The organism is Catellatospora coxensis (assembly GCF_016862635.1).
Taxonomy (GTDB): domain Bacteria; phylum Actinomycetota; class Actinomycetes; order Mycobacteriales; family Micromonosporaceae; genus Catellatospora; species Catellatospora coxensis.
In genome coordinates, this window is the sequence record NZ_BONI01000051.1 from 49,609 (window position 1) to 72,292 (window position 22,684).

Here is a 22,684-nt window from a genome sequence, read left to right on the forward strand (position 1 = left end):
ACGCTATCAGCGCGTCCGGCGACCGGGCGGTCCTCTGTCGCGAGCGCGTCCGGCGCCGCCCCGTCAGCGCCAGGCCGCCCCGATGCCGTCGCCCGGATACCAGTGCTCCTTCGGCTGCTCGCGGAAGGCCAGGAAGCGGCGGCCGGTCTTCTCCGCGTGCTTGAGCAGCACGGTGGTGATGGTGACGTTGTCGGTGAGCAGCAGCGCCCGCTCGGACAGGTGCGGCTCGACGGCGCTGAACTCGCGCTGCTCATGCCCGGCGCTGTGGTCGCTGTCGTGCAGGAACATGTCGACCGGGCGGTCCATGGCGTTCAGCGTCGCGATGGAGTCGCCGATGACCAGGTCCACCACGCTCGCCCAGGGCTCGGCCTTGGCCAGGTAGCCGGCCTCGGGGTTGATGTCCAGGGAGGTGACCCGGCCCGGGTGGCCCTCGGCGACGTTGCGCAGCAGGGCGGCGGCCAGCACGCAGGTGCCCAGGCCCTTGTCCACGCCGGTCTCCACCACGTGCCGCGGCTTGCGCGCCCGGACCAGGGCATACCAGCCGACCCGGCGGGCGTAGCGGACCTGCTTGTCGGCCAGGCCCCGGCGGGCGGAGCGGGCGGTGGTCTGCTCGATGTGCGTACGCAGCACCGTGTCGGACTCGATCTCGGCCATCCAGCCGCGCACGTCGGCGACGGGCGCCTCGGCGACGATGCTGACGAACCAGGCGAGGTGCTCGCGGTTCAGCGGAGTCAGGTCGTAGGTGTAGTTGTGGTGCTCGCGGGAGGTCACCAGCCAGCGCGCGGACTGCCGGATCACCTTGGCGTCGTGCCGGGCGACCCGGGCCAGCCGCTTGGGCAGGGCGGCGAGCGGGGCCAGCGCGGTGCGCGACACGGCACGCCTGAGCCGAGTCTTGCGGTCGGTCATGGGCGCACCTTCCACGGCGAACATGAATGCGTGTGCGAGTTCTATCATGTCCGGCCGCCCCGCGGACAGACCCGAGATTGTCTCTGAATGAAATTTTGCATACAGTGTCGCTGTGAATGTGGTGCCAACAACCGATGCGCCGACCGGGGCCGCCGCTGACGTGCGCTCGCTCGTGCAGGGCGCCCGCCTGACGCCCACCCAGCGCCGCATCGCCCGCGAACTCGTGCACCACGCCGACACCGTCGCCTACCTGTCCGCCGCCGAGGTCGCCGAGCTGGCCCAGGTGAGCCAGCCGTCGGTGACCCGGTTCGCGATGGCGCTCGGCTTCGACGGCTACCCGGCGCTGCGCCGCCGCCTGCGGGAACTCACCGCCGGGCCGCGCGCCGGCAGCGCCGCCGACGGCGACAACGACCTGCAGCGCGCCGTACGCGACGAGATGGCCAACCTGAACCGGCTCGCCGACCACCTCGCCGACCCGGCCGCCGTGCACGCCGCCGCGGGGCTGCTGGCCGCCAGCCGCCCGCTGCCCGTGGTCGGCCTGCGCGCCGCCGCCCCGCTCGCGGGCTACTTCGGCTACTTCGCCGCAAAGATCCACCCCGAGGTGCGGGTGCTGGACACCGGCGGCAGCCTGCTCGCCGAACGGCTCGAGCAGGCCGCCGACTCCGGCGCGCGGGCCGTGCTCGCGTACGCGCTGCCGCGATACCCCCGGGAGTTGCGCGACGCGCTCGCCGAGGCCCGCGCCCTGGGCCTGAAGATCGTCGTGGTGACCGACTCCCCGGTCAGCCCGGCCACCGACCTCGCCGACGTGACGCTCACCGCCGCGGTCGGCTCCCAGCTCGTGTTCGACCTGCACACCGCCCCCATGGTGCTGACCATGGTGCTGCTGCAGGCCATCAGCGACGTCGACCCGGCCGCCACCCAGCGCCGGCTCGAACACTTCGAGAGCTCGGCCACCCGCCGCAGCGTCTTCATGGAATAGGGGAAGCGATGGAGCAGATCATCCGTGCCGCGACCGGCGCCACCCGCACCGCGTTGGGCTGGCAGCAGGAGGCGGCGATCCGCATGCTGTGCAACAACCTCGACCCGGACGTCGCCGAGCGCCCCCAGGACCTGGTGGTGTACGGCGGCACCGGCAAGGCGGCCCGCGACTGGCCCAGCTTCCACGCGCTGATCCGCACCCTGACCACGCTCAAGGACGACGAGACCATGCTCGTCCAGTCCGGCCGCCCGGTCGGCGTGTTCCGCACCCACGAGTGGGCCCCGCGCGTGCTGCTGGCCAACTCCAACCTGGTCGGCGACTGGGCCACCTGGCCCGAGTTCCGCCGCCTGGAGCAGCTCGGCCTGACCATGTACGGCCAGATGACCGCCGGCTCCTGGATCTACATCGGCACCCAGGGCATCCTGCAGGGCACCTACGAGACCTTCGCGGCCGTCGCCGCCAAGAAGTTCGGCGACACGCTCGCCGGCACGCTGACGCTGACCGGCGGCTGCGGCGGCATGGGCGGCGCGCAGCCGCTCGCCGTCACCATGAACGGCGGCGCCTGCCTGATCGTCGACGTCGACAAGACCCGCCTGGACCGCCGGGTGCAGACCCGCTACCTCGACGTGGTCGCCGACTCCCTCGACCACGGCATCGAGCTGGCCCTGGCCGCCAAGCGCGACCGCACGCCGCTGTCCGTCGGCGTCGTCGGCAACGCCGCGACCATCTTCCCGGAGCTGCTGCGCCGCGGGGTCGCGGTCGACATCGTGACCGACCAGACCAGCGCCCACGACCCGCTGTCGTACCTGCCCGAGGGCGTGTCGATGGAGCAGTGGCAGACCTTCGCGGCCGACAAGCCGGAGGAGTTCACCGAGCGGGCCCGCGCCAGCATGGCCAAGCACGTCGAGGCCATGGTCGGCTTCCTGGACGCGGGCGCCGAGGTGTTCGACTACGGCAACTCGATCCGCGGCGAGGCCCAGCTCGGCGGGTACGACCGGGCGTTCGCGTTCCCCGGCTTCGTGCCCGCGTACATCCGGCCGCTGTTCGAGGAGGGCAAGGGGCCCTTCCGCTGGGCCGCGCTGTCCGGCGACCCGGCCGACATCGCCGCCACCGACCGGGCCGTGCTCGACCTGTTCCCCGAGAACGAGTCGCTGTCGCGCTGGATCAAGATGGCGCAGGAGAAGGTCGCCTTCCAGGGCCTGCCCGCCCGGATCTGCTGGCTCGGCTACGGCGAGCGGGACAAGGCCGGCGTCCGGTTCAACGAGATGGTCGCCGACGGCACCCTGAAGGCCCCGATCGTCATCGGCCGCGACCACCTCGACTGCGGCAGCGTCGCCTCGCCGTACCGGGAGACCGAGGCGATGCTCGACGGCTCCGACGCGATCGCCGACTGGCCGCTGCTCAACGCCCTGGTCAACACCGCCTCCGGCGCGTCGTGGGTGTCCATCCACCACGGCGGCGGCGTCGGCATCGGCCGCTCCATCCACGCCGGCCAGGTCACCGTCGCCGACGGCACCGCCCTGGCCGCCCAGAAGATCGAGCGCGTCCTGACCAACGACCCCGGCATGGGTGTCATCCGCCACGTCGACGCCGGCTACGACCACGCCGCCTCCGTCGCCACCGAACGCGGCGTCCGCATCCCGATGCGTGAGTCATGAGCGAGCTCTGCACTTTCGCGGAAACCGCGCGAATGCCGCACTCGATTCGCGCAGTTTCCCCGAAACTGCACTTCGGGGTGCGGGTCGGCGTGGGGGTGGCGGGATGAGTGCGTTCGCGGAGTTGTGGGCGCAGCTGGCGCCGGTGGGGCGGGACGCGGGGAGTGGCGGGTATCTGCGGTACGCGTTCGGGGCGGCGGAGATGGCGCTACGGGGCTGGTTCGTGGAGCAGGCCAAGGCGCGGGATCTGGTGATCGAGGAGGACGGGAACGGCAACATCTTCGCGTGGTGGGGCGATCCCGCCACGGGGAACGCCGTCCTGACCGGCTCGCATCTGGACTCGGTGCCGCACGGCGGGGCGTACGACGGGCCGCTCGGTGTGGTCAGCGCCCTGCTCGCGATCGACGAGCTGCGGGCGCGGGGCGTCACCCCGGCCCGGCCGATCGGCGTCGCGGTGTTCGCCGAGGAGGAGGGCTCCCGGTTCGGGCTGGCCTGCCTCGGCTCGCGCCTGCTCGCCGGGCTCGTCGACCCGGCCGCCGCGGCGGCGCTGACCGACCGCGACGGCGTCACCCTGGACACGGCCATGCGTTCCACGCTGGGCGCGGGCCCGGCCGGGGCGCGCCCCGACCTGCTGGGCCGGATCGGCTGCTACATCGAGCTGCACGTCGAGCAGGGCCGCGCCCTGGTCGACCTGGACCGCCCCGTCGCCGTGGCCAGCGCGATCTGGCCGCACGGCCGCTGGCGGCTGGACTTCACCGGCGAGGCCAACCACGCCGGCACCACGCTGATGGCCGATCGCCGCGACCCGATGCTGACCTTCGCCGCGACCGTCCTGGCCGCCAACGACGAGGCCAGAAGGCTCGGCGCGCACGCCACCATCGGCCGCGTCCAGGTCTACCCGAACGCCACCAACGCCATCCCCGGCAAGGTCAGCGCCTGGCTCGACGCCCGCGCCGACTCCCCCGACACGATGGAACAGGTCGTCGCCGGCGTACACCTGCAGGCCCAGAATCGTGCCCTGGCCGACAGCACCAAGGTCACCCTGACCGCCGAGTCCGTCTCCCCGGAGACGGAGTTCCACCTCGGCCTGCGCGACCGCCTGGCGAAACTGCTCGACGACGCGCCGGTCCTGCCCACCGGAGCGGGCCACGACGCGGGCGTCCTGAGCGCCTTCGTCCCCACCGCCATGCTCTTCGTCCGCAACCCGACCGGCATCTCCCACTCCCCCGCCGAACACGCGCCCGATGCCGACTGCGAATCCGGCATCCAGGCCCTCGCCACCGCCCTCCAGGACCTCGCGTGCTGATCCACTGCCAGTACGCCTGGCTCCCCGACGGCATCTACCCCGACGTGGTCCTGGAGATCCACGAATCCCGCCTGACCCGCATCACCCGCCCCCAAGATCGCGACGATCTTGCGCGAACTGTTGCCGAGATACCCGATTCGGGCGTGTCGTCCCCACAGTCCGCGCAAGATCGCCGCCGCGAGGCGGGGACGGGCCGCGGGGGCGGGGTGGTTTATCGGGCTGGGTTGACCATGCCGGGGTTCGCCGATGCGCACTCGCACGCGTTTCACCGGGCGTTGCGGGGGCGGACCCACGGGGACCGGGGGTCGTTCTGGACCTGGCGGGAGCAGATGTACCGGGTTGCGGCGGCGCTGGATCCGGACTCGTACTACCGGCTGGCGCGGGGTGTTTACGGGGAGATGGCGCTGGGCGGCGTCACGTCCGTGGGTGAGTTCCACTACCTGCATCACGGGCCGGGTGGGACGCCTTACGCCGACCCGAACGCGATGAGTCACGCGTTGATCTCCGCTGCTCAGGACGCGGGGTTGCGGATCACGTTGCTGGACACGCTCTACCTGACCGCGTCCGTGGACGGTAAGCCGCTCGAAGGGCCTCAGTTGCGGTTCGGGGACGGGGATGCGCTGCGGTGGGCGGATCGGGTGGATGCGCTGCCCGATGCGCCGCACCTGGTGGTCGGGGCGGCGATCCATTCGGTGCGGGCGGTGCCGTTGCCGCAGATGGCGACCGTGGCGGCGTGGGCGGCCGGGCGGCCGCTGCACGCGCACGTGTCCGAGCAGCGGGCCGAGAACGAGGCGTGCCTGGCCGAGCACGGGCGTACGCCGACGGAGGTGCTGGCGGACTTCGGGGCGGTGCACGAGACGTTCACGGCGGTGCACGCCACGCATCTGACGCACCGGGACATGGCGCTGCTGTCGGACTCGTACGCCTGCTTCTGCCCGACGACCGAGCGCGATCTCGGCGACGGCATCGGGCCGGCGCGCGCCCTGGCCGACGCGGGCACCCGGCTGACCTTGGGCAGCGACAGCCACGCGGTCATAGACTTCTTCGAGGAGTCACGGGCCCTGGAGCTGCACGAACGCCTCGCCACCGAGCAGCGCGGCCACTTCACGGCGGCCGAGCTGCGGGCCGCGGCGACGGCGGCGGGGCACACCAGCCTGGGTTGGCCGGATGCCGGGCGCATCGAGGTCGGGGCGCGGGCCGACCTGGTGACCGTGGCCCTGGACAGCCCGCGCACCGCGGGGATCGACCCCGAGGGCGTGCTGTTCGCGGCGAGCGCCGCCGACGTCACCCACGTGCTGGCCGACGGCCGGGAGATCGTCCGGGACGGGCGGCACGTCGCCGTCGACGTGGCCCGCGAGCTGCAGGAGGCGATCACGTGTCTCTTCTGATCACCAACATCGGCGAGCTGACCACGAACGATCCTGAGCTGGGCCTGCTGCGCGACGCGGCGATCGTGGTCGGCGAGCGGGTCGAGTGGGTCGGCCCGGCTTCGGCCGCGCCGGCCGCCGACGAGCGCCTCGACGTACGCGGGGCGGCGGTGCTGCCCGGCTTCGTGGACAGCCACAGCCATCTGGTGTTCGCCGGGGACCGCGCACCGGAGTTCGCGGCCCGGATGGCCGGGGAGCCGTACACCGGGGGCGGTATCCGCACCACGGTCGCCGCGACCCGTGCCGCCACCGACGACGAGCTGCGCGCCAACGTGGCCCGCCTGGTCGGCGAGGCGCTGCGGCAGGGCACCACCACCATCGAGATCAAGAGTGGGTACGGCCTCAGCACGCCCGACGAGGCCCGCTCGGTGCGCATCGCCCGCGAGTTCACCGACGAGGTCACCTTCCTCGGCGCGCACGTGAAACCCGCCGACACCCCCGACGGCTACGTGGACCTGGTCACCGGCCCGATGCTGGACGCCTGCGCGCCGTACGCGGGCTGGGTCGACGTCTTCTGCGAACGCGGCGCGTTCGACGTCGAGGAGTCACGCCGGGTCCTCAAGGCGGGCATCGCCGCCGGGCTGCGCCCCCGCATCCACGCCAACCAGCTCACCATGGGCGGCGGCGTACAGCTCGCCGTCGAACTCGACTGCGCCAGCGCCGACCACTGCACCCACCTGTCCGAGGCGGACGTCGACGCCCTCGCGAACTCGAACACCGTCGCGACCCTGCTCCCCGGTGCGGAGTTCTCCACCCGCGCACCCTGGCCCGACGCGCGCCGCCTGCTCGCCGCCGGAGTCACCGTCGCACTCGCCTCGGACTGCAACCCCGGCTCCTCGTACACCTCCTCCATGCCCTTCTGCATCGCCCTCGCGGTCCGGGACATGAAGATGACCCCCACCGAGGCCGTCTGGGCCGCGACGGCAGGCGGCGCCCGCGCCCTGCGCCGCCCCGACCTCGGCCACCTCGCCCCCGGCGCGTCCGCGGACCTGATCGTCCTCGACGCCCCCTCTCACCTGCACCTGGCCTACCGGCCCGGCGTGCCGTTGATCAGCTCCGTAGCAAGGAAGGGCACCCTCCAATCGCTTTGCGTAGCGGAAGGGCACCTTCTTAACGCCTCGGGGCCGCACCATCCGGAATCTCCGCACAAGGGAGTGCTCTCATGACCGTCATCGTCGAACCCACCGGCATCGCCCCCGGCGACGTCGCCGCGGTGGCCCGCGCCGACGCGCAGGTGTCCATCAGCGACGCCGCCATCGCCGCGATGCAGGCCAGCCGCGCCATCGTCGATGACATCGAGCGCGACGGCCGCCCCGTGTACGGCGTCTCCACCGGCTTCGGGGCGCTCGCCAACACGTTCATCGCCCCCGAGCGCCGCGCCGAGCTGCAGCACGCGCTGATCCGCTCGCACGCCGCCGGCGTCGGCGCGCCCATGCCCCGCGAGGTGGTGCGGGCCATGATGCTGCTGCGGGTGCGCTCGCTGGCACTGGGCCACTCCGGCGTACGCCCGCTCGTCGCCCAGGCGCTCGTCGACCTGCTCAACCACGACATCACCCCGTGGGTGCCCGAGCACGGCTCGCTCGGCGCGTCCGGCGACCTCGCCCCGCTCGCCCACTGCGCGCTGGTGCTGATGGGCGAAGGCTGGGTGCTCGGCAAGGACGGCGCGCGCGTCGCCGCCGAGGACGCCCTGCACGCCGCCGGGCTCACCGGGATCTCGCTGTCCTCCAAGGAGGGCCTGGCGCTGATCAACGGCACCGACGGCATGCTCGCCATGCTGCTGCTGGCCTGCGACGACCTGGGCCACCTGTGCACCATCGCCGACGTGACCGCGGCCCTGTCGATCGAGGCCATGCTCGGCACCGACCGGCCGTTCCACCCGTCGATCCACGAGATCCGCCCGCACCCGGGCCAGGGCGCGAGCGCCGCCAACATGTACAAGCTGCTCCAGCAGTCCTCGATCATGGACAGCCACCGGGACGACCTGGAGCACGCGGTCCAGGACGCGTACTCGATGCGCTGCGCCCCGCAGGTCGCCGGCGCGGCCCGGGACACCCTCGACTTCGCCCGCACCGTCGCCGCCCGGGAGCTGGTCAGCCTCGCCGACAACCCGGTCGTGCTGCCCGACGGCCGGGTCGAGTCGACCGGCAACTTCCACGGCGCGCCGCTCGGCTTCGCCGCCGACTTCCTCGCCATCGCCGCCGCCGAGATCGGCTCGATCAGCGAGCGCCGCGTCGACCGGCTGCTCGACATGACCCGCTCGCGGGACCTGCCGCCGTTCCTGAGCCCCGACGCGGGCGTCAACTCCGGCCTGATGATCGCGCAGTACACCGCGGCCGGCATCGTCGCCGAGAACCGGCGGCTCGCCTCACCGGCCAGCGTCGACACCATCCCGACCTCGGGTATGCAGGAGGACCACGTCAGCATGGGCTGGGCCGCGGCGAAGAAGCTGCGGGTCGTCCTGGACAACCTGACCAGCCTGCTCGCGGTGGAACTGCTGGCAGCGGTACGCGGCCTGCAGCTGCGCGCCCCGCTGACCCCGTCCCCGGCCGGCCGGGTCGCCATCGAGCAGCTGACCCCGCTCATCGGCACCCCCGGCCCCGACGTCTTCATGGCCCCGATCCTGGAACAGGTCCGCGCCGCCGTCTCCGGCCCCGACCTCCTCACCGCCATCAAAGCCGAGGTAGGCCCCCTCGCCTAACACCCCACCCCGCCCCACCCCGCCCCGCGCGGCGCGCGCGGCGCGGCGCGGCGCGGCGCGGCGGCGATCTTGCGTGAACTGTGGGTACGACACGCCCGAATCGGGCAAGTCGACCCCCGTTCGCGCAAGATCGTCGCGATCATGGAGCCGGTGGGGGTGATGATCGCTGGTTAAGGTCCTGCCCCGAAACAGCGATCATCAACCGCGCCAGGATCCACACCACGCTGCGCCGAGCCATGCCCGCCGAGCGGAGCCGAGCCATGCCCGCGGAGCCGAGCCATGCCGCGCGATGCCGCGCCGACCCGAGCTGTGGCCCGGAACCGCCGGGGCCGTGCTGGTCAGGAGATGTGTTCGGGGCGGATGCCGCGGCCGACCAGGCGGGCCGGGAGGGCTTGTAGGGCCGGGAAGCGCTGGAAGAGTTTCAGCGCGCCGGGGGCCTTGATCGGGGCGTCGGCGCGGAGCACGGCGCCGACCAGGCGGCTCTGGGCGATCCGCTGGGCGCGCTGGGTCACCCGGGTCGGGAACATGCGGCGCTTGCGGACCAGGTCCAAGTCCTCCGTACGCAACCGGCCGGCTCTGAGTCTCGACCCGAGCAGCCGGGCCGTGGCCACAGCGTCCTGCACCGCGAGATTGACCCCGACCCCGCCCACGGGGCTCATCGCATGGGCCGCGTCGCCGATGCACAGCGCGCCGGGCACATGCCACGTCTCCAACCGATTTACCTGCACGGTGAGCAGGTGCAGCTGGTCCCACGAACTGATCTCGCCGACCCGGTGCGCCACCATCGGCGCGAGCCCGGCCACCCGCCGGCGGAACCCGTCCAGCCCTTCGGCCTGCAGCCGCGCGTACCCGCCCTTCGGGATGACGTACCCGCACTGGTAGTAGTCGTGCCGGTCGATCATGATGAGGATCGCGCCCGGCCCGACCCGCCCGAGCAGCCCTTCCGGATCGCCCGGCTCCCGGGACATCCGGAACCACAGCACGTCCATCGGCGCACCGAAGTCCACCGGCACCAGCCCCAGCTTCTCCCGGATCACCGAGGAGCGCCCGTCGCAGGCCACCGTCAGCTCCGCGTACACCCGCACCGCGCCTCCGTCCGGACCGACCGCCGCGACACCGGTCACCCGCCCGTTGGAATCCCGCAGCACGTCCACCGCCTCGGTCGAACGCAGCAACGTGAACCCGGGCAGCTTCGCGGCCTCGGCGGCGAGCAGGTCCAGAAAGTCCCACTGCGGCAGGATCAGCAGGTAGTTGTGCGGCTTCGGCAACCGGGTGAAGTCGCCGACCCGGTACGTGCCGTCGTCGAACGACACGGCCACCCCCGGCTCACGCCGCCCCGGCAGCGAGGCGATCGCCTCCCCGAGCCCCAGCTCATCCAGCACGTCCAGCGTGGACGGATGAATCGTGTCGCCCCGGAAGTCCCGAAAGAAGTCGGCGTGCTTCTCCAACAGCACGACCTCGACCCCTTGCCGAGCCAGCAGAAACGCCAGCATCAACCCCGCCGGCCCACTCCCCACGACACAAACCCGCGCCCTCAACTCCCGCTCCGCCACACCCCGCTCCTCATGATCACGACGATCTTGCACGAACTGTTGGGGATATGCCCGGTTCGAGTGTGTCGTACCCACACTCCACGCAAGATCGCCGCTTCGAAGGGGGTGGGCGGGGTCAGGAGAGGTTTTTGGCGATTACGGCGGCGAGGGCTCGGAAGGCTTTGCCGCGGTGGCTGATGGCGTCCTTTTCGGCGGGTGCCAGTTCGGCGTTGGTGCGGGTGTTGCCGTCGGCGACGAAGATCGGGTCGTAGCCGAAGCCGCCCTCACCGCGGGGGGCGCGCAGCAGGCGGCCTGTCATCTTGCCGCTGACCAGGTGCTCGCGGCCGTTCGGGGAGGTGCCGCCGCCGCCGGGGAGCACCAGGGCTGCCGCGCAGACGAAGGCCGCGCCGCGGTGCTCGTCGGGCACGTCGCCGATCTGCGCCAGCACCAGGTCCAGGTTGGCCCGGTCGTCACCGTGCTTGCCGGACCAGCGGGCGCTGAACACCCCGGGCATGCCGCTGAGCGCGTCCACGGCCAGGCCGGAGTCGTCGGCGACGGTCGGCAGGCCGGTGTGCTTGACGCCCTCGCGCGCCTTCAGCAGCGCGTTCTCCGCGAAGGTCAGCCCGGTCTCGGGGACCTCGACGTACGGCGGGACGTCGTCGAGCCCGACCAGCTCGACCTTCAGCAGCTCCGGCGAGCCGGCCAGGATGCGGCGCAGCTCGTCGAGCTTCTTCACGTTGCGGGTGGCGAGCAGCAGCTTCACCGGCGGAACACCTCCAGCAGGCCGGCCGCGTCCAGCGTGGGCAGGCCCAGCGTCTGGCGCTGCAGCGTGGTCAGCGTCTCGCAGCCGGCCACGCCCAGGTCGAGCAGGGCGTTGAGCTGCTTGCGGTCGAAGACGCCGTCCTCGCCCGTGCCCTGCACCTCGACGAAGTCGCCGGTGCCGGTGCAGACCACGTTCATGTCGACGACGGCCGTCACGTCCTCTTCGTAGCACAGGTCCAGGCGCGGCTCACCGGCGATGATGCCGACGCTGACCGCCGCGACCGAGCGGTGCAGCGTGGTCTCCACGGTCTGCTTGCGGGTCAGCATGTTCTTGGCGGCCAGCCAGCTCACCGCGTCGTGCAGGGCCACGTACGAGCCGGTGATCGCGGCGGTGCGGGTGCCGCCGTCGGCCTGCAGCACGTCGCAGTCGATGACGATGGAGTTCTCGCCCAGCGCCTTGAGGTTGATGCAGGCCCGCAGCGCGCGGCCGATCAGGCGGGAGATCTCGTGGGTACGCCCGCCGATCTTGCCCTTGACGCTCTCCCGGTCGGACCGGGTCGTCGTGGCGCGCGGCAGCATCGAGTACTCGGCGGTGACCCAGCCCTGGCCGGTGCCCTTGCGCCAGCGCGGCACGCCCTCGGTGACGCTCGCGGTGCACAGCACCCGCGTGTTGCCGAACTCCACCAGCACGGAGCCCTCGGGATGCATGCTCCAGTTCCGGGTCAAGGTGACCGGTCGAAGCTGGTCGGGCGCACGCCCGTCAGGTCTCGTCATGCCCGTTCCTCGCTGCGCTCGTCACCGGCAGCCCCGGGCCCCATGATTCGCTCGCTGCGCTCGCTCATGCGCCCACCCTATGGGGTCAAACTTCGTACCGGGCACCGGGGCGGACGATCTCGACGGGTCCGGCGAACGTGGCGGCGGCGTTGTTCAGCGTCTCCGCCTCCGAGCCCCACGCGGTCACCAGATGCGTCAGCAGCAGCCGGCGTACCCCCGCCTTGGTGGCGATCTCGCCCGCCTCGCCGCCGGTCAGGTGCAGGTCCGGTGGGTTGTCGACGCCGTCGAGGTAGCTCGCCTCGCACAGGAACAGGTCGGCGCCCTGGGCCAGCCGCAGCAACGCGTCGCAGCCCGCGGTGTCGCCCGAGTACGCCAGCACCCGCCCCTCGTGCTCCAGGCGCACCCCGTACGTCTCCACGGGATGGTTGACCCGGTCCACACTGACCTGGAACGGTCCGATCGGGAAGCTGCCCGGCTGCAGCGCGTAGAACGTGTAGACGTCGTCCAGCGGACCCTCGTCCAGGCTGTACGCGGTCGCGATGCGCTCCGGCGCGCCCGCAGGCGCGTACACCGGGATCGGCGGGTACGGCCCGTCCGGGGCGTACCGGCGCACCACCACGTACGAGCAGGCGTCCAGCATGTGGTCGCAGTGCAGGTGGCTGAGCAGGATCGCGTCGACCGACTTCAGGCTCGCGTAGCGCTGCAGCGCCGACAGCGAGCCGGTGCCGAAGTCCAGCAGCAGCCGGAACCCGTCCGCCTCCACCAGGTACGCCGAACAGGCCGACTCCGGCCCAGGGAAGCTGCCCGCGCAGCCCAAGACGGTCAATCTCATGCCCGCGCTCCCGCAGGGTCCAGCGCGGATCCGAGGAACCGCTTCGCCAGCCGGTCGAAGATCTCCTGATCACCGGTGCACAGCAGCTCGTGCGCAGGAGCCGGGGCGTCGTCCGGGCGCACCAGGTCGCGCTCCACGAGGACACGATAGACGTCGCGTGCCGTCTCGTCCGCGCTCGACACCAGGGTCACCTGATCCCCCATCACGAGGCTGATCACACCGGTGAGCAGCGGATAGTGCGTGCAACCCAGCACCAGCGTGTCCACCTGGGCCCGCTGTAGCGGCTCCAGGTAGGCGCTGGCGAGGCCGAGCAGCGCCCGGCCGGACGTCACTCCCCGCTCCACCAGCCCGACGAACTGCGGGCAGGCCGCCGCGGTGACCGCGATGTGCGGCGCGGCGGCGAACGAGTCCTGATACGCCCCTGAGTTGATCGTAGCCGTGGTGCCGATGACTCCGACCCTGCCGTTGCGCGTGGCGGCGACGGCACGTCGCACGGCGGGGCGGATGACCTCCACGACCGGCACCCGGTAACGCTCGCGCGCGTCGTGCAGGCAGGCGGCGGAGGCGGTGTTGCAGGCGATGACCAGCATCTTCGCGCCGCGCTCGACCAGGCTGTCCAGGCAGGCCAGGGCGTACGAGCGCACGTCGGCGATGGGTTTGGGCCCGTACGGCACGTGTGCGGTGTCGGCCATGTAGACGACCCGTTCATGAGGCAACTGGTCGAGGATGGCTCGGGCGACCGTCAGCCCCCCGACCCCCGAGTCGAAGATGCCGATCGGCGCGTCCGTCACGCTGCGCAGCCTACTTGGCCAACCCCCCTTCCGGGGAACGGTCCGTTCCGAGATGTCGCGAACGTGACACGGTAATCAGCCTGCCGTTACGGACGGTCGCCGGAAACCGTTGCACTCAGTGCACGGCCCGATCAACGGGCAGGTCAGGCAGAGGATTGGCGAGCACAGTGCGTACTGAGTCGAACTCCGAGCGCGACGCCGACGGCGTCCTCGCCACCGCGGTCCCGGCCGGCACTACCGGCAACCCCCCAGGCACGGCCAGTGACGAGCACGCCGGGATGCCGTCGGCGCGCACCGCACCCGACGACGCCGGTACCCCGGGCCGCGTGCGCACCGCCGTGACGTCGCGGTTCCGGCTGCCCGGCGAGGACGACCCCGCCCCGCGTACCGGCCGCCTGCTGGGCCTGTGCGTCTGGGCCGCCGCACTCGGCTTCCTCGGGCTGATCCCCGGCGGCCGCCTCGCCGTCGCCCTGGCCATGAACCTCGACGTGCCCAGCTGGTACGCCCCCACCGCCCTCACCATCGGCGTGCTCGGCGTGGCCGCGATCGCCGCCGGCTTCGCCGCGATCCACCGCTACCGCCTCCCCCTCATCCTCTTCACCATCTCCACCGTCCTCCTCCTGGCCAACATCACCCTCGCCTACACCACGCTGCTCTGAGAGCACACACGCAAGAGCCCCGACCGGACGACCGGTCGGGGCTCTGCCGTTGTCCGGGCTTCACGCCCAGAGCTGGCCTTCGAGGGCGGTTTCGGCGTCGTTGAGGGTGCCGGTGTAGGCGCCGGTGGAGAGGTACTTCCAGCCGGCGTCGGCGACCAGGAACGCCACGTCGGCGCCGCGGCCGTTCTTGGCGGCCTCGTGGGCGACGGCCAGCGCCGCGTGGGCGACGGCGCCGGTGGAGAAGCCGACGAACAGGCCTTCGACCTCGACGAGCTGGCGGGTGCGCAGCACGGCGTCCCGGGTGCCGACGGAGAAGCGCCGGGTCAGGACCGAGGCGTCGTACAGCTCGGGCACGTAGCCCTCGTCGATGTTGCGCAGGCCGTACACCAGCTCGCCGTAGCGGGGCTCCGCCGCGATGATCTGGATGTCGGGGTTCTTCTCCCGCAGGTAGCGGCCGGTGCCCATGAGCGTGCCGGTGGTGCCCAGGCCTGCCACGAAGTGGGTCAGCGTGGGCAGGTCGCGCAGCAGCTCCGGGCCGGTGGTCTCGTAGTGGGCGCGGGCGTTGGCCTCGTTGCCGTACTGGTACAGCATGATCCAGTCGGGGTGCTCGGCCGCGATCTGCTTGGCGGTCGCCACCGCCTGGTTCGAGCCGCCCGCCGCCGGCGAGAAGATGATCTCCGCGCCGTACATGCGCAGCAGCTGGATGCGCTCGGTGGAGACGTTCTCCGGCATCACGCAGACCAGCCGGTACCCCCGCAGCTTGGCCACCATGGCCAGCGAGATCCCGGTGTTGCCGCTGGTCGGCTCCAGGATCGTCGCGCCGGGGCGCAGCCGCCCGTCGGCCTCGGCCGCGCGCACCATGTACATGGCCGCCCGGTCCTTGACGCTGCCGGTCGGGTTGCGGTCCTCCAGCTTGGCCCACAGCCGCACCGGCGGCGCGCCCTCGGGCACGGCCGGGCTCAACCGGGGCAGCCCGATCAGCGGCGTGTCCCCGCAGACGTCGAGCAGTGAGTCAAAACGCGCCATTGTCAGCTCCGTTCGCGCGAGCCGCCTGCGACATCCTCGCGTGAGACCGCGGGCCGGGCACGCCGGGCGGCGCTACGGACAGCGCCGGTGACCGGCCCGACCGGTCCGCCGGCACGGCGGATCGGCGAGGACGGCGCACCGGCGCTGCTGCCCACGGTTCGCGAGATCGTCGCGGACGGGAGAGGTCAGCGGCCGAGGACGGCGGCCGCGGCGGCGAGGCCGAACGCGCCACCGGCGACGGCCGGCAGGATGGTGACCGTGTCGCCGTCACTGATCTTGGCGTCGAGCGAGCCGAGGAAGCGCACGTCCTCGTCGTTGACGTAGATGTTCACGAAGCGGTGCAGGCCGCCCTCGGGCGTGATCAGCCGGCCGCGCAGGCCCGGGTACGTGCCGTCGAGGTTGGTGAGCAGCTCGGCGAGGTTGTCCCCGGCGCCGGCGACGGCCTTGGCGCCGCCGGTGTAGGAGCGCAGGATGGTGGGGATGCGAACGTCGATGGCCATGGCAGAGAACTCCTGTAAGAAGAATTAGTCGTATGGGCGGTCGGTCGGGACTGGCGTCGGGTCAGCTCAGCGCTGACACTCGTAGTCCACCGCCGCCGGGCTCTGCCCGAACATGAACGACTGCACGGCGTGCGGGTCGCCGCTCTCCTCGTAGCTCCGCATGGCGTCCATACTCTCACCAACGAGCTGGACCGGCTCTTCGGACACCTGCCCGTCCACGATGCGGAACGAGCGGATCTCCGCCGTCCGCTCATCGCGGGTCGAGACGAGAAGGTAGTGGGCGTTCGGTTCGCCCGCGTAGGAGATGTCGGTCCGCGAGGGGTACGGCTCCGTCGCCGTGTGCGAGTGGTAGATCACCACCGGCTCCTCGTCGAGGTCGTCCATCTCCCGCCACACGCGCAGCTGCTCCGTCGAGTCGAAGCGGTAGAACGTGGTCGAACGCTCGGCGTTCTCCATCGGGATGTGCCGCTGGGGAGCGTCCGAACCCACGGGACCGGCCACGACGCCGCAGGCCTCGTCCGGGTGGTCCCGGCGGGCGTGGGCGACGATCGCCTCGATGATCTCCCTGTGGATGGTCAGCACGGCGACCAGCCTACCGATCCCGGGCCGCCGGATGACAGCCCTGTGATCCGCGCCATGACAGGAAGCGTCACCTCCGGAACTCGGCTCCGATGATCGCCTCCAGGAGGGACTCCTGGAGGTAGCCGAGGTACGAGTACACGCTGAGCTGGAACACCCGGGCCGAGCCGGCGTCCTGCTCCAGCGCCTCCTCCAGCTCGTACTCCACCACCGTGTCGTCGGTCAGCTCCAGCCGGATGCCGAGCGCGAGCCGGGCGTCGTTGATCGCGCGCAGCCACGCCTCGGCGGACTCCCGGTCCAGGCGCACCTCGCCCTTGCCCGCCTCGGGCAGCCCGGCCAGCACCGCGCCGGCCTGGTCGATCTTGGCGGTCTTCAGGTCGCCCTCGGTGAAGCGCCGGAACTCCGCGGAGTTCTTCACGTCCTCGGGGTACACGTCGGGGAAGAGCCGCTCGACCACGGGGTCCTCGCGATCGAAGCCGTCGGTCAGCAGACCGACGACTTCTTCGGCGACCTTGCGCAGTACCCGTACCTCGTCCTCGCGAAAGTCCGCCACGCATTCCGCGCCGACTCTGCGGAAGATCGTCATGCGCGCTCGCTCACTGTCTGTCGACCGTGGCCCACAGGCCGTACGTATGCAGCCTGCTGGCGTCGTGCTCCATGCGCTCGCGGGCGCCCGCCGACACGACGGCACGGCCCTTCTGGTGCACGTCGAGCATCAGCAGTTCGGCCTTGTCCCTGCTGTAACCGAAGAGCTGCTGGAAAACCCAGGTCACGTAGCTCATCAGGTTCACCGGATCGTTGTGCACGATGGTGACCCAGGGTCGGGCGAATTCCGACGCTTCGTCTATGTCCGGTTTATCAACCGGAACTGTCTGTGGGGCGGCGGTCACGTCCCCCATCCTACGAGTTGATTCGGGCAACACACAGGCACGCGGAAGTGCCGTCCTGCGGAGCATTCCCCGATCTTGCGGGAAGCGCCCGCGGCCAGGCCACGCACCCAGCTCACGGGGGACACCGGCGCAAGATCGGGCGAGGCCATAGGGTGTGGGGATGTTTGCCGGTGCGCCGAGTCTGCTGACGGACCACTACGAGCTGACCATGATCAGCGCCGCCCTGCGCGACGGCACGGCGCATCGCCGCAGCGTCTTCGAGGTGTTCGCGCGGCGGCTGCCGGTGGGCCGGCGCTACGGCGTGGTCGCCGGCACCGGGCGCCTGCTGGAGCTGCTCGCGGCGTTCAGATTTCACCCGGACGAGGTCGCCTTCCTGCGGGACAGGGGCGTCGTCGACGAGCAGACCGCAGCCTGGCTGGCCGACTACCGCTTCCAGGGCGACCTCGACGGCTACGCCGAGGGCGAGCTGTTCTTCCCCGGCTCGCCGATCATGACGGTGAGCGGCACCTTCGCCGAGTGCGTGGTGCTGGAGACGCTGATCCTGTCGGTGCTCAACCACGACTGCGCGATCGCCGCGGCCGCGGCCCGCATGGTCACCGCGGCCCGGGGCCGCCCGCTGATCGAGATGGGCTCGCGCCGGGCCCACGAGGAGGCCGCCGTGGCCTCCGCCCGCGCCGCCTACCTGGCCGGCTTCGCGTCGACCTCGAACCTGGCCGCGGGCCTGCGCTACGGCATCCCGACCGCGGGCACCGCCGCACACGCCTTCACGCTGCTGCACGACGACGAGAAGGCCGCCTTCGCCTCGCAGGTCGCGGCGCTGGGCGAGCAGACCACGCTGCTGGTCGACACGTACGACATCAGCCAGGGCATCCGCAACGCGATCGCGGTGGCCGGGCCCGGCCTGCGCGCGGTGCGCATCGACTCCGGCGACCTGTCGGTGCTGGCCGCGCAGTCGCGGGCGCTGCTGGACGAGCTGGGCGCGCCGGACGTGAAGATCGTCGTCAGCGGCGACCTCGACGAGTACGCCATCGCCGCCCTGGCCGCCGAGCCGGTCGACGTGTACGGCGCGGGCACGGCGGTGGTGACCGGTTCCGGCGCGCCGACCGCGGGCCTGGTCTACAAGCTGGTCGAAGTGGACGGCCGCCCGGTGGTCAAGCGCTCCGAGAACAAGGCGACGATCGGCGGGCGCAAGACGGCGTACCGACGGCACAAGCCGACCGGCACCGCGGTCGAGGAGATCGTGCTGTCGCAGCAGGCCACGCCCCCGGCCCAGCCCGGCGACCGGCTGCTGCAGCGCCCGTTCGTGCGTGGCGGCGAGCTCGTCGCGGACCTGCCGACCCTGGCCGACAGCCGCGCCCACCTGCGCGACTGTCTGATCACGATCCCGTGGGAGGGCCTGAAACTGTCCGCCGGCGACCCCGCCGTGCACGTGACGGTGACCACCGTCGGTCCGCGGTAGCCGGCGAACATGAGCCCGGTCACCTGATCATTGCGGGACGGCTCCGACCGGAGCAGCATGGGCAGCGGTGGAGAGGCACCACCGTTGACTGTCCGGGGAGGCGGCCATGGCCCGCGCACTGATCATCGTCGACGTGCAGAACGACTTCTGCGAGGGCGGTTCGCTGCCGGTGACGGGCGGCGCGGCGGTGGCGGCCGGCGTCTCGGCGCACCTGGCCGCGGACGCGGGCGCGTCGCCGCGCCGCTGGGACCACATCGTCGCGACCAAGGACCACCACCAGGACCCGGGCGGCCACTTCGGCAACCCGCCGGACTACTCCAGCAGCTGGCCGGTGCACTGCGTCGCGGACACCGTCGGCGAGCAGTTCCACCCCGCGCTGGACACCGAACGCATCGAGGCGGTCTTCCTCAAGGGCGAGTACGCCGCGGCGTACTCGGGGTTCGAGGGGCAGAGCAACGGCGTCGGGCTGACCGCCTGGCTGCGCGAGCGTGACGTGACCGAGGTCGACGTGGTCGGCATCGCCACCGACCACTGTGTACGGGCGACCGCGCTGGACGCGGCCCGCGAGGGCTTCGCGACCACGGTGCTGCTCGACCTGACCGCCGGCGTCGCTCCGGAATCGACCGAGATCGCGCTGACCGAGCTCCGCGCGTCCGGTGTGGAGATCACCCAAGCGGCGTAGACGCGCAGCTCAGGCGGCCTTAAAGGATGTTTTAGGTAAGCGCTCTTCCATTTTAAGGAAAGTTAACTTAATGTTTGGCCGCATCGGGGGGATAGGTGTCAATCATTAAGGGAGAGCCATGCTCAGAACACGGGCCCGCCTGATAGCCGCCACCGCAGCCATGGTCGTCGCCGGTTCCATCGGGGCCGTCACCATGGCGAACGCGGCAGGCACCGTCACCGCCTCCTACACCCAGACCTCCAACTGGGGCAGCGGCGCCGAGGGCAAGTACACCATCACCAACGGCACCGGCTCCGCGGCCACGTGGACGCTCGTGTTCACGCTGCCCTCGGGCACGACCGTCAGCTCGTTCTGGGACGCCAACCTGACCGGCACGGGCCAGACCCGCACCGCGACCGGCACCTGGAACGCCACCATCCCGGCCGGCGGCTCCGCCTCGTTCGGCTTCGTGACGGCGGGCTCCGGCACGCCGACCGCGTGCACCATCAACGGCGCGAACTGCGCCACCGGGGCCAGCCCGTCGGCCGTGCCCAGCTCCTCGGCCCCGAGCCCGAGCGCGTCGCCGAGCAAGTCGCCCAGCGCCTCGCCGAGCACCCCGACGAGCCCGTCGGCCAGCCCGACCAACCCGACCCCGGGCAAGAAGGTCATCGGCTACTTCACCAACTGGGCGCAGTACGGCCGCAACTTCCACGTGAAGAACCTGGTCAGCAACGGCTCGGCCGCGAAGCTGACGCACATCAACTACGCGTTCGGCAACGTGACCGGTGGCCAGTGCGTGATCGGTGACTCGTACACCGACTACGACCGGGCCTACTCGGCGGCGGAGTCCGTCGACGGCGTCGCCGACACCTGGGACGCGGGCGCGCTGCGCGGCAACTTCAACCAGCTGCGCAAGCTCAAGAAGGCGTACCCGAACATCAAGATCGTGTGGTCGTTCGGCGGCTGGACCTGGTCCGGTGGCTTCGGCGCGGCCGCGGCCAACCCGACCGCGTTCGCCAACTCCTGCTACAACCTCGTCGAGGACCCGCGCTGGGCGGACGTGTTCGACGGCATCGACATCGACTGGGAGTACCCGAACGCCTGCGGCCTGTCCTGTGACAGCAGCGGCCCGCTCGCGTACCGCAACCTGATGCAGGCGCTGCGCAACCGCTTCGGCTCCGCCCTGGTCACCTCGGCGATCACCGCGGACGGCAGCACCGGCGGCAAGCTCGACGCCACCGACTACGGCGCGGCCGCGCAGTACGTCGACTGGTACCTGCCGATGTCGTACGACTTCTTCGGCGCCTTCAACGCGCAGGGCCCGACCGCCCCGCACTCGCCGCTGACCTGCTACGCGGGCATCCCGCAGCAGGGCTTCTGCACCGAGGCGGCCATCGCCAAGCTGAAGAGCAAGGGCGTTCCGGCCAGCAAGCTGCTCATCGGCATCGGCTTCTACGGCCGCGGCTGGACCGGCGTCACCCAGTCCGCCCCCGGCGGCTCGGCGACCGGCGCGGCCCCCGGCACCTACGAGGCGGGCATCGAGGACTACCACGTGCTCAAGACCAAGTGCCCGGCCAACGGCACCGTCGGCGGCACCGCCTACTGCTTCAGCGGCGGCCAGTGGTGGAGCTACGACACCCCGGCGACGATCCAGGGCAAGATGACGTGGGCCAAGAACCAGAGCCTGGCCGGTGCCTTCTTCTGGGACACGTTCGGCGACACCGCCAACGGTGAGCTGATCACCGCGATCAAGAACGGCCTCGCCTGATCCAGCGAGACCAGCGGCCCGTCGGAACCTCGGGGTTCCGGCGGGCCGCCGCCTTTTGCGGTGACGGAGATAACTCAGCGCGCACGTGATATTCCCTGACGCGGTGTCGGGGGGCTCGGGCAGGATGGGCGCGGAGGTAAAGACCAAAGTGACCATCGAGCCTTACCGCAAGATCCTCGGAATCCCCGGCGTACGTGCACTGATGCTGGTGGGGCTGGTGGCTCGTATCCCGGTCATCGCGGCCGGCATCATCCTGACCCTGCACGTGGTCAACACGATGGGCCTCGGCTACGCCCAGGCCGGCCTCGTGGGCACCGCCTCCACCCTCGGCTCCGCGATCGGCTCCCCGCTGGCCGGGCGGCTGATCGACCGGCACGGCCTGCGCCCCGTGCTGATCGTCACCACCGCCGCCCAGGCACTGTTCTGGAGCGTCGCGCCCCAGCTCAACTACCACACGCTGCTGGCCGGCGCGCTGGTCGCGGGCGTGCTCGGCCTGCCCGTGTTCAGCCTCGTCCGGCAGTGCATCGCCGCGCTCATCCCGGCCGACCAGCGCCGCCCCGGGTTCGCCCTGGACTCCATGGCCGTCGAGCTGTCCTACATGCTCGCCCCCGCGGCCGCGGTCGCCGCGGTGACCGCCTTCGGCAGCCGCCCCACGATGTACGCCGTCGGCATCGGCGTGGTCGGCGCGGGCCTGGCCCTGATCGCCCTCAACCCGCCGACCCGCTCCGCGGCCGAGCAGGCCGCCCCCGAGGCCGCGGTCCCGCGCCGCCAGTGGGTGCGTCCCCGCCTGTTCGCGCTGCTGGCGATCACCTCGGTGCTGACGTTCGTGCTCACCGCCACCGACCTGACGCTCATCGCCACGCTCAAGGGCAGCGGCCAGGAGAGCTGGATCGGCCTGGTCATCGCCGTGTGGTGCGGGTACTCCCTGATCGGCGGCTTCGTCTACGGCGCGCTGCACCGCAGCATCTCGCCGCTGCTGCTGGCCGGCCTCATGAGCGCGCTGACCATCCCGCTCGGCCTGGTCGGCGGCGGCTGGTGGTGGCTGCTGCTGGCCCTGATCCCGGCCGGGGTGCTGTGCGCGCCGTCGCTGTCGGCCACCATCGACACGATGAGCCAGTGGGTGCCCGCCGGAGCCCGGGGCGAGGCGATGGGCCTGCACGGCACCGCGCTGACCGTCGGCGTGGCCGCGGGCGCTCCGTTCGCCGGCGCCATCATCGACGGGTACGGCCCCGGCTGGTCGTTCGCCGCCACCGGCACCGCCGGCCTGCTGCTGGCCCTGCTCGCCCTCCCCTTCTGGCGCCTGGCCGGCGCCGGCTCCCGCCCGGCCGAACCCGCCGCGCCGCAGACCGAGCCGACCGCCTGGGAGGGCACGCTGATCGCCGACGCCGCCATCACCGGCACCCCGTCCGCCACCACGCCCGAGCCCGCCACCCACCGCTGAAAGGAAGGGCACCTGCACATCGCTATGCGTTGTGGAGGG

21 protein-coding genes and 1 pseudogene are annotated in these 22,684 nt (G+C 71.8%); 11 read left to right on the forward strand and 11 right to left on the reverse strand.

Features of this window, described 5'->3' with window-relative positions; all coding sequences use genetic code 11:
* Positions 1-63 precede the first annotated feature (63 nt).
* Entirely contained in the window at positions 64-906 is an 843-nt protein-coding gene (locus tag Cco03nite_RS26935; RefSeq protein ID WP_203695007.1) for a class I SAM-dependent methyltransferase, read from the reverse strand.
* A gap of 121 nt (positions 907-1,027) precedes the next feature.
* Between Cco03nite_RS26935 and Cco03nite_RS26940 the strand changes: the two genes are divergently transcribed.
* From Cco03nite_RS26940 to hutH, 6 genes and pseudogenes are all read left to right on the forward strand, one after another.
* Entirely contained in the window at positions 1,028-1,885 is an 858-nt protein-coding gene (locus Cco03nite_RS26940) for a MurR/RpiR family transcriptional regulator (protein WP_239167695.1), read from the forward strand.
* Positions 1,886-1,893: 8 nt separating this feature from the next.
* The gene (gene hutU / locus Cco03nite_RS26945) at positions 1,894-3,543 is read left to right on the forward strand and encodes a urocanate hydratase (RefSeq protein ID WP_203695008.1); all 1,650 of its coding nucleotides are present in this window, start codon (positions 1,894-1,896) and stop codon (positions 3,541-3,543) included.
* Positions 3,544-3,646: 103 nt separating this feature from the next.
* A complete protein-coding gene (locus Cco03nite_RS26950) occupies positions 3,647-4,846 on the forward strand; it encodes an allantoate amidohydrolase (RefSeq protein WP_203695009.1) in 1,200 nt (399 codons plus the stop codon).
* Entirely contained in the window at positions 4,840-6,234 is a 1,395-nt protein-coding gene (locus Cco03nite_RS26955) for a formimidoylglutamate deiminase (protein ID WP_239167690.1), read from the forward strand. The genes Cco03nite_RS26950 and Cco03nite_RS26955 overlap by 7 nt, the downstream gene beginning before the upstream one ends.
* Positions 6,222-7,355: pseudogene (gene hutI / locus Cco03nite_RS26960) on the forward strand (imidazolonepropionase); the annotation flags it as partial. The gene Cco03nite_RS26955 and the pseudogene hutI, both read left to right, overlap by 13 nt.
* Before the next feature lie 80 nt (positions 7,356-7,435).
* A complete protein-coding gene (gene hutH / locus Cco03nite_RS26965; RefSeq protein WP_203695011.1) occupies positions 7,436-8,971 on the forward strand; it encodes a histidine ammonia-lyase in 1,536 nt (511 codons plus the stop codon).
* Between the two features lie 338 nt (positions 8,972-9,309).
* On the opposite strand, the gene Cco03nite_RS26970 is transcribed toward hutH, so the two are convergent.
* From Cco03nite_RS26970 to murI, 5 genes are all read right to left on the reverse strand, one after another.
* Positions 9,310-10,509: an FAD-dependent oxidoreductase gene (locus Cco03nite_RS26970; protein WP_203695033.1), complete on the reverse strand. Its 1,200-nt coding sequence runs from the start codon at positions 10,507-10,509 to the stop codon at positions 9,310-9,312.
* 130 nt (positions 10,510-10,639) lie between these two features.
* Positions 10,640-11,266: an RdgB/HAM1 family non-canonical purine NTP pyrophosphatase gene (gene rdgB, locus Cco03nite_RS26975; RefSeq protein ID WP_203695012.1), complete on the reverse strand. Its 627-nt coding sequence runs from the start codon at positions 11,264-11,266 to the stop codon at positions 10,640-10,642.
* Positions 11,263-12,039 (reverse strand): ribonuclease PH, encoded by a 777-nt coding sequence (gene rph / locus Cco03nite_RS26980; RefSeq protein ID WP_203695013.1) that lies wholly within the window; start codon positions 12,037-12,039, stop codon positions 11,263-11,265. Before rph ends, rdgB begins: the two co-directional genes overlap by 4 nt.
* A gap of 85 nt (positions 12,040-12,124) precedes the next feature.
* Positions 12,125-12,871, reverse strand: a complete 747-nt coding sequence (locus Cco03nite_RS26985) for an MBL fold metallo-hydrolase (RefSeq protein ID WP_203695014.1) — start codon at positions 12,869-12,871, stop codon at positions 12,125-12,127.
* Positions 12,868-13,662: a glutamate racemase gene (murI, locus tag Cco03nite_RS26990; RefSeq protein ID WP_203695015.1), complete on the reverse strand. Its 795-nt coding sequence runs from the start codon at positions 13,660-13,662 to the stop codon at positions 12,868-12,870. The genes Cco03nite_RS26985 and murI overlap by 4 nt, the downstream gene beginning before the upstream one ends.
* A gap of 167 nt (positions 13,663-13,829) precedes the next feature.
* Between murI and Cco03nite_RS26995 the strand changes: the two genes are divergently transcribed.
* Positions 13,830-14,321: a hypothetical protein gene (locus Cco03nite_RS26995; RefSeq protein ID WP_203695016.1), complete on the forward strand. Its 492-nt coding sequence runs from the start codon at positions 13,830-13,832 to the stop codon at positions 14,319-14,321.
* 60 nt (positions 14,322-14,381) lie between these two features.
* Here Cco03nite_RS26995 and Cco03nite_RS27000 read toward each other — a convergent pair whose 3' ends face one another.
* From Cco03nite_RS27000 to clpS, 5 genes are all read right to left on the reverse strand, one after another.
* A complete protein-coding gene (locus Cco03nite_RS27000; RefSeq protein WP_203695017.1) occupies positions 14,382-15,347 on the reverse strand; it encodes a PLP-dependent cysteine synthase family protein in 966 nt (321 codons plus the stop codon).
* 185 nt (positions 15,348-15,532) lie between these two features.
* Positions 15,533-15,847, reverse strand: coding sequence for a MoaD/ThiS family protein (locus Cco03nite_RS27005; RefSeq protein WP_203695018.1), 315 nt, complete (start codon positions 15,845-15,847; stop codon positions 15,533-15,535).
* A 66-nt stretch (positions 15,848-15,913) separates the two neighbouring features.
* A complete protein-coding gene (locus tag Cco03nite_RS27010; RefSeq protein WP_203695019.1) occupies positions 15,914-16,429 on the reverse strand; it encodes a M67 family metallopeptidase in 516 nt (171 codons plus the stop codon).
* Between the two features lie 67 nt (positions 16,430-16,496).
* Positions 16,497-17,012, reverse strand: a complete 516-nt coding sequence (locus Cco03nite_RS27015; RefSeq protein ID WP_203695020.1) for a DUF2017 domain-containing protein — start codon at positions 17,010-17,012, stop codon at positions 16,497-16,499.
* A 10-nt stretch (positions 17,013-17,022) separates the two neighbouring features.
* Positions 17,023-17,325: an ATP-dependent Clp protease adapter ClpS gene (clpS, locus tag Cco03nite_RS27020; protein ID WP_120316753.1), complete on the reverse strand. Its 303-nt coding sequence runs from the start codon at positions 17,323-17,325 to the stop codon at positions 17,023-17,025.
* 151 nt (positions 17,326-17,476) lie between these two features.
* On the opposite strand from clpS, the gene Cco03nite_RS27025 reads away from it, so the two are divergent.
* The 4 genes from Cco03nite_RS27025 (at position 17,477) to Cco03nite_RS27040 (ending at position 22,645) form a co-directional block, all read left to right on the forward strand.
* On the forward strand, positions 17,477-18,775 hold the full coding sequence (locus Cco03nite_RS27025; RefSeq protein ID WP_203695021.1) for a nicotinate phosphoribosyltransferase: 1,299 nt from the start codon (positions 17,477-17,479) through the stop codon (positions 18,773-18,775).
* Between the two features lie 106 nt (positions 18,776-18,881).
* Entirely contained in the window at positions 18,882-19,457 is a 576-nt protein-coding gene (locus Cco03nite_RS27030) for an isochorismatase family protein (RefSeq protein WP_203695022.1), read from the forward strand.
* Between the two features lie 118 nt (positions 19,458-19,575).
* A complete protein-coding gene (locus Cco03nite_RS27035; protein WP_203695023.1) occupies positions 19,576-21,204 on the forward strand; it encodes a glycosyl hydrolase family 18 protein in 1,629 nt (542 codons plus the stop codon).
* 124 nt (positions 21,205-21,328) lie between these two features.
* Positions 21,329-22,645, forward strand: a complete 1,317-nt coding sequence (locus Cco03nite_RS27040; RefSeq protein ID WP_373314330.1) for an MFS transporter — start codon at positions 21,329-21,331, stop codon at positions 22,643-22,645.
* Positions 22,646-22,684 lie beyond the last annotated feature (39 nt).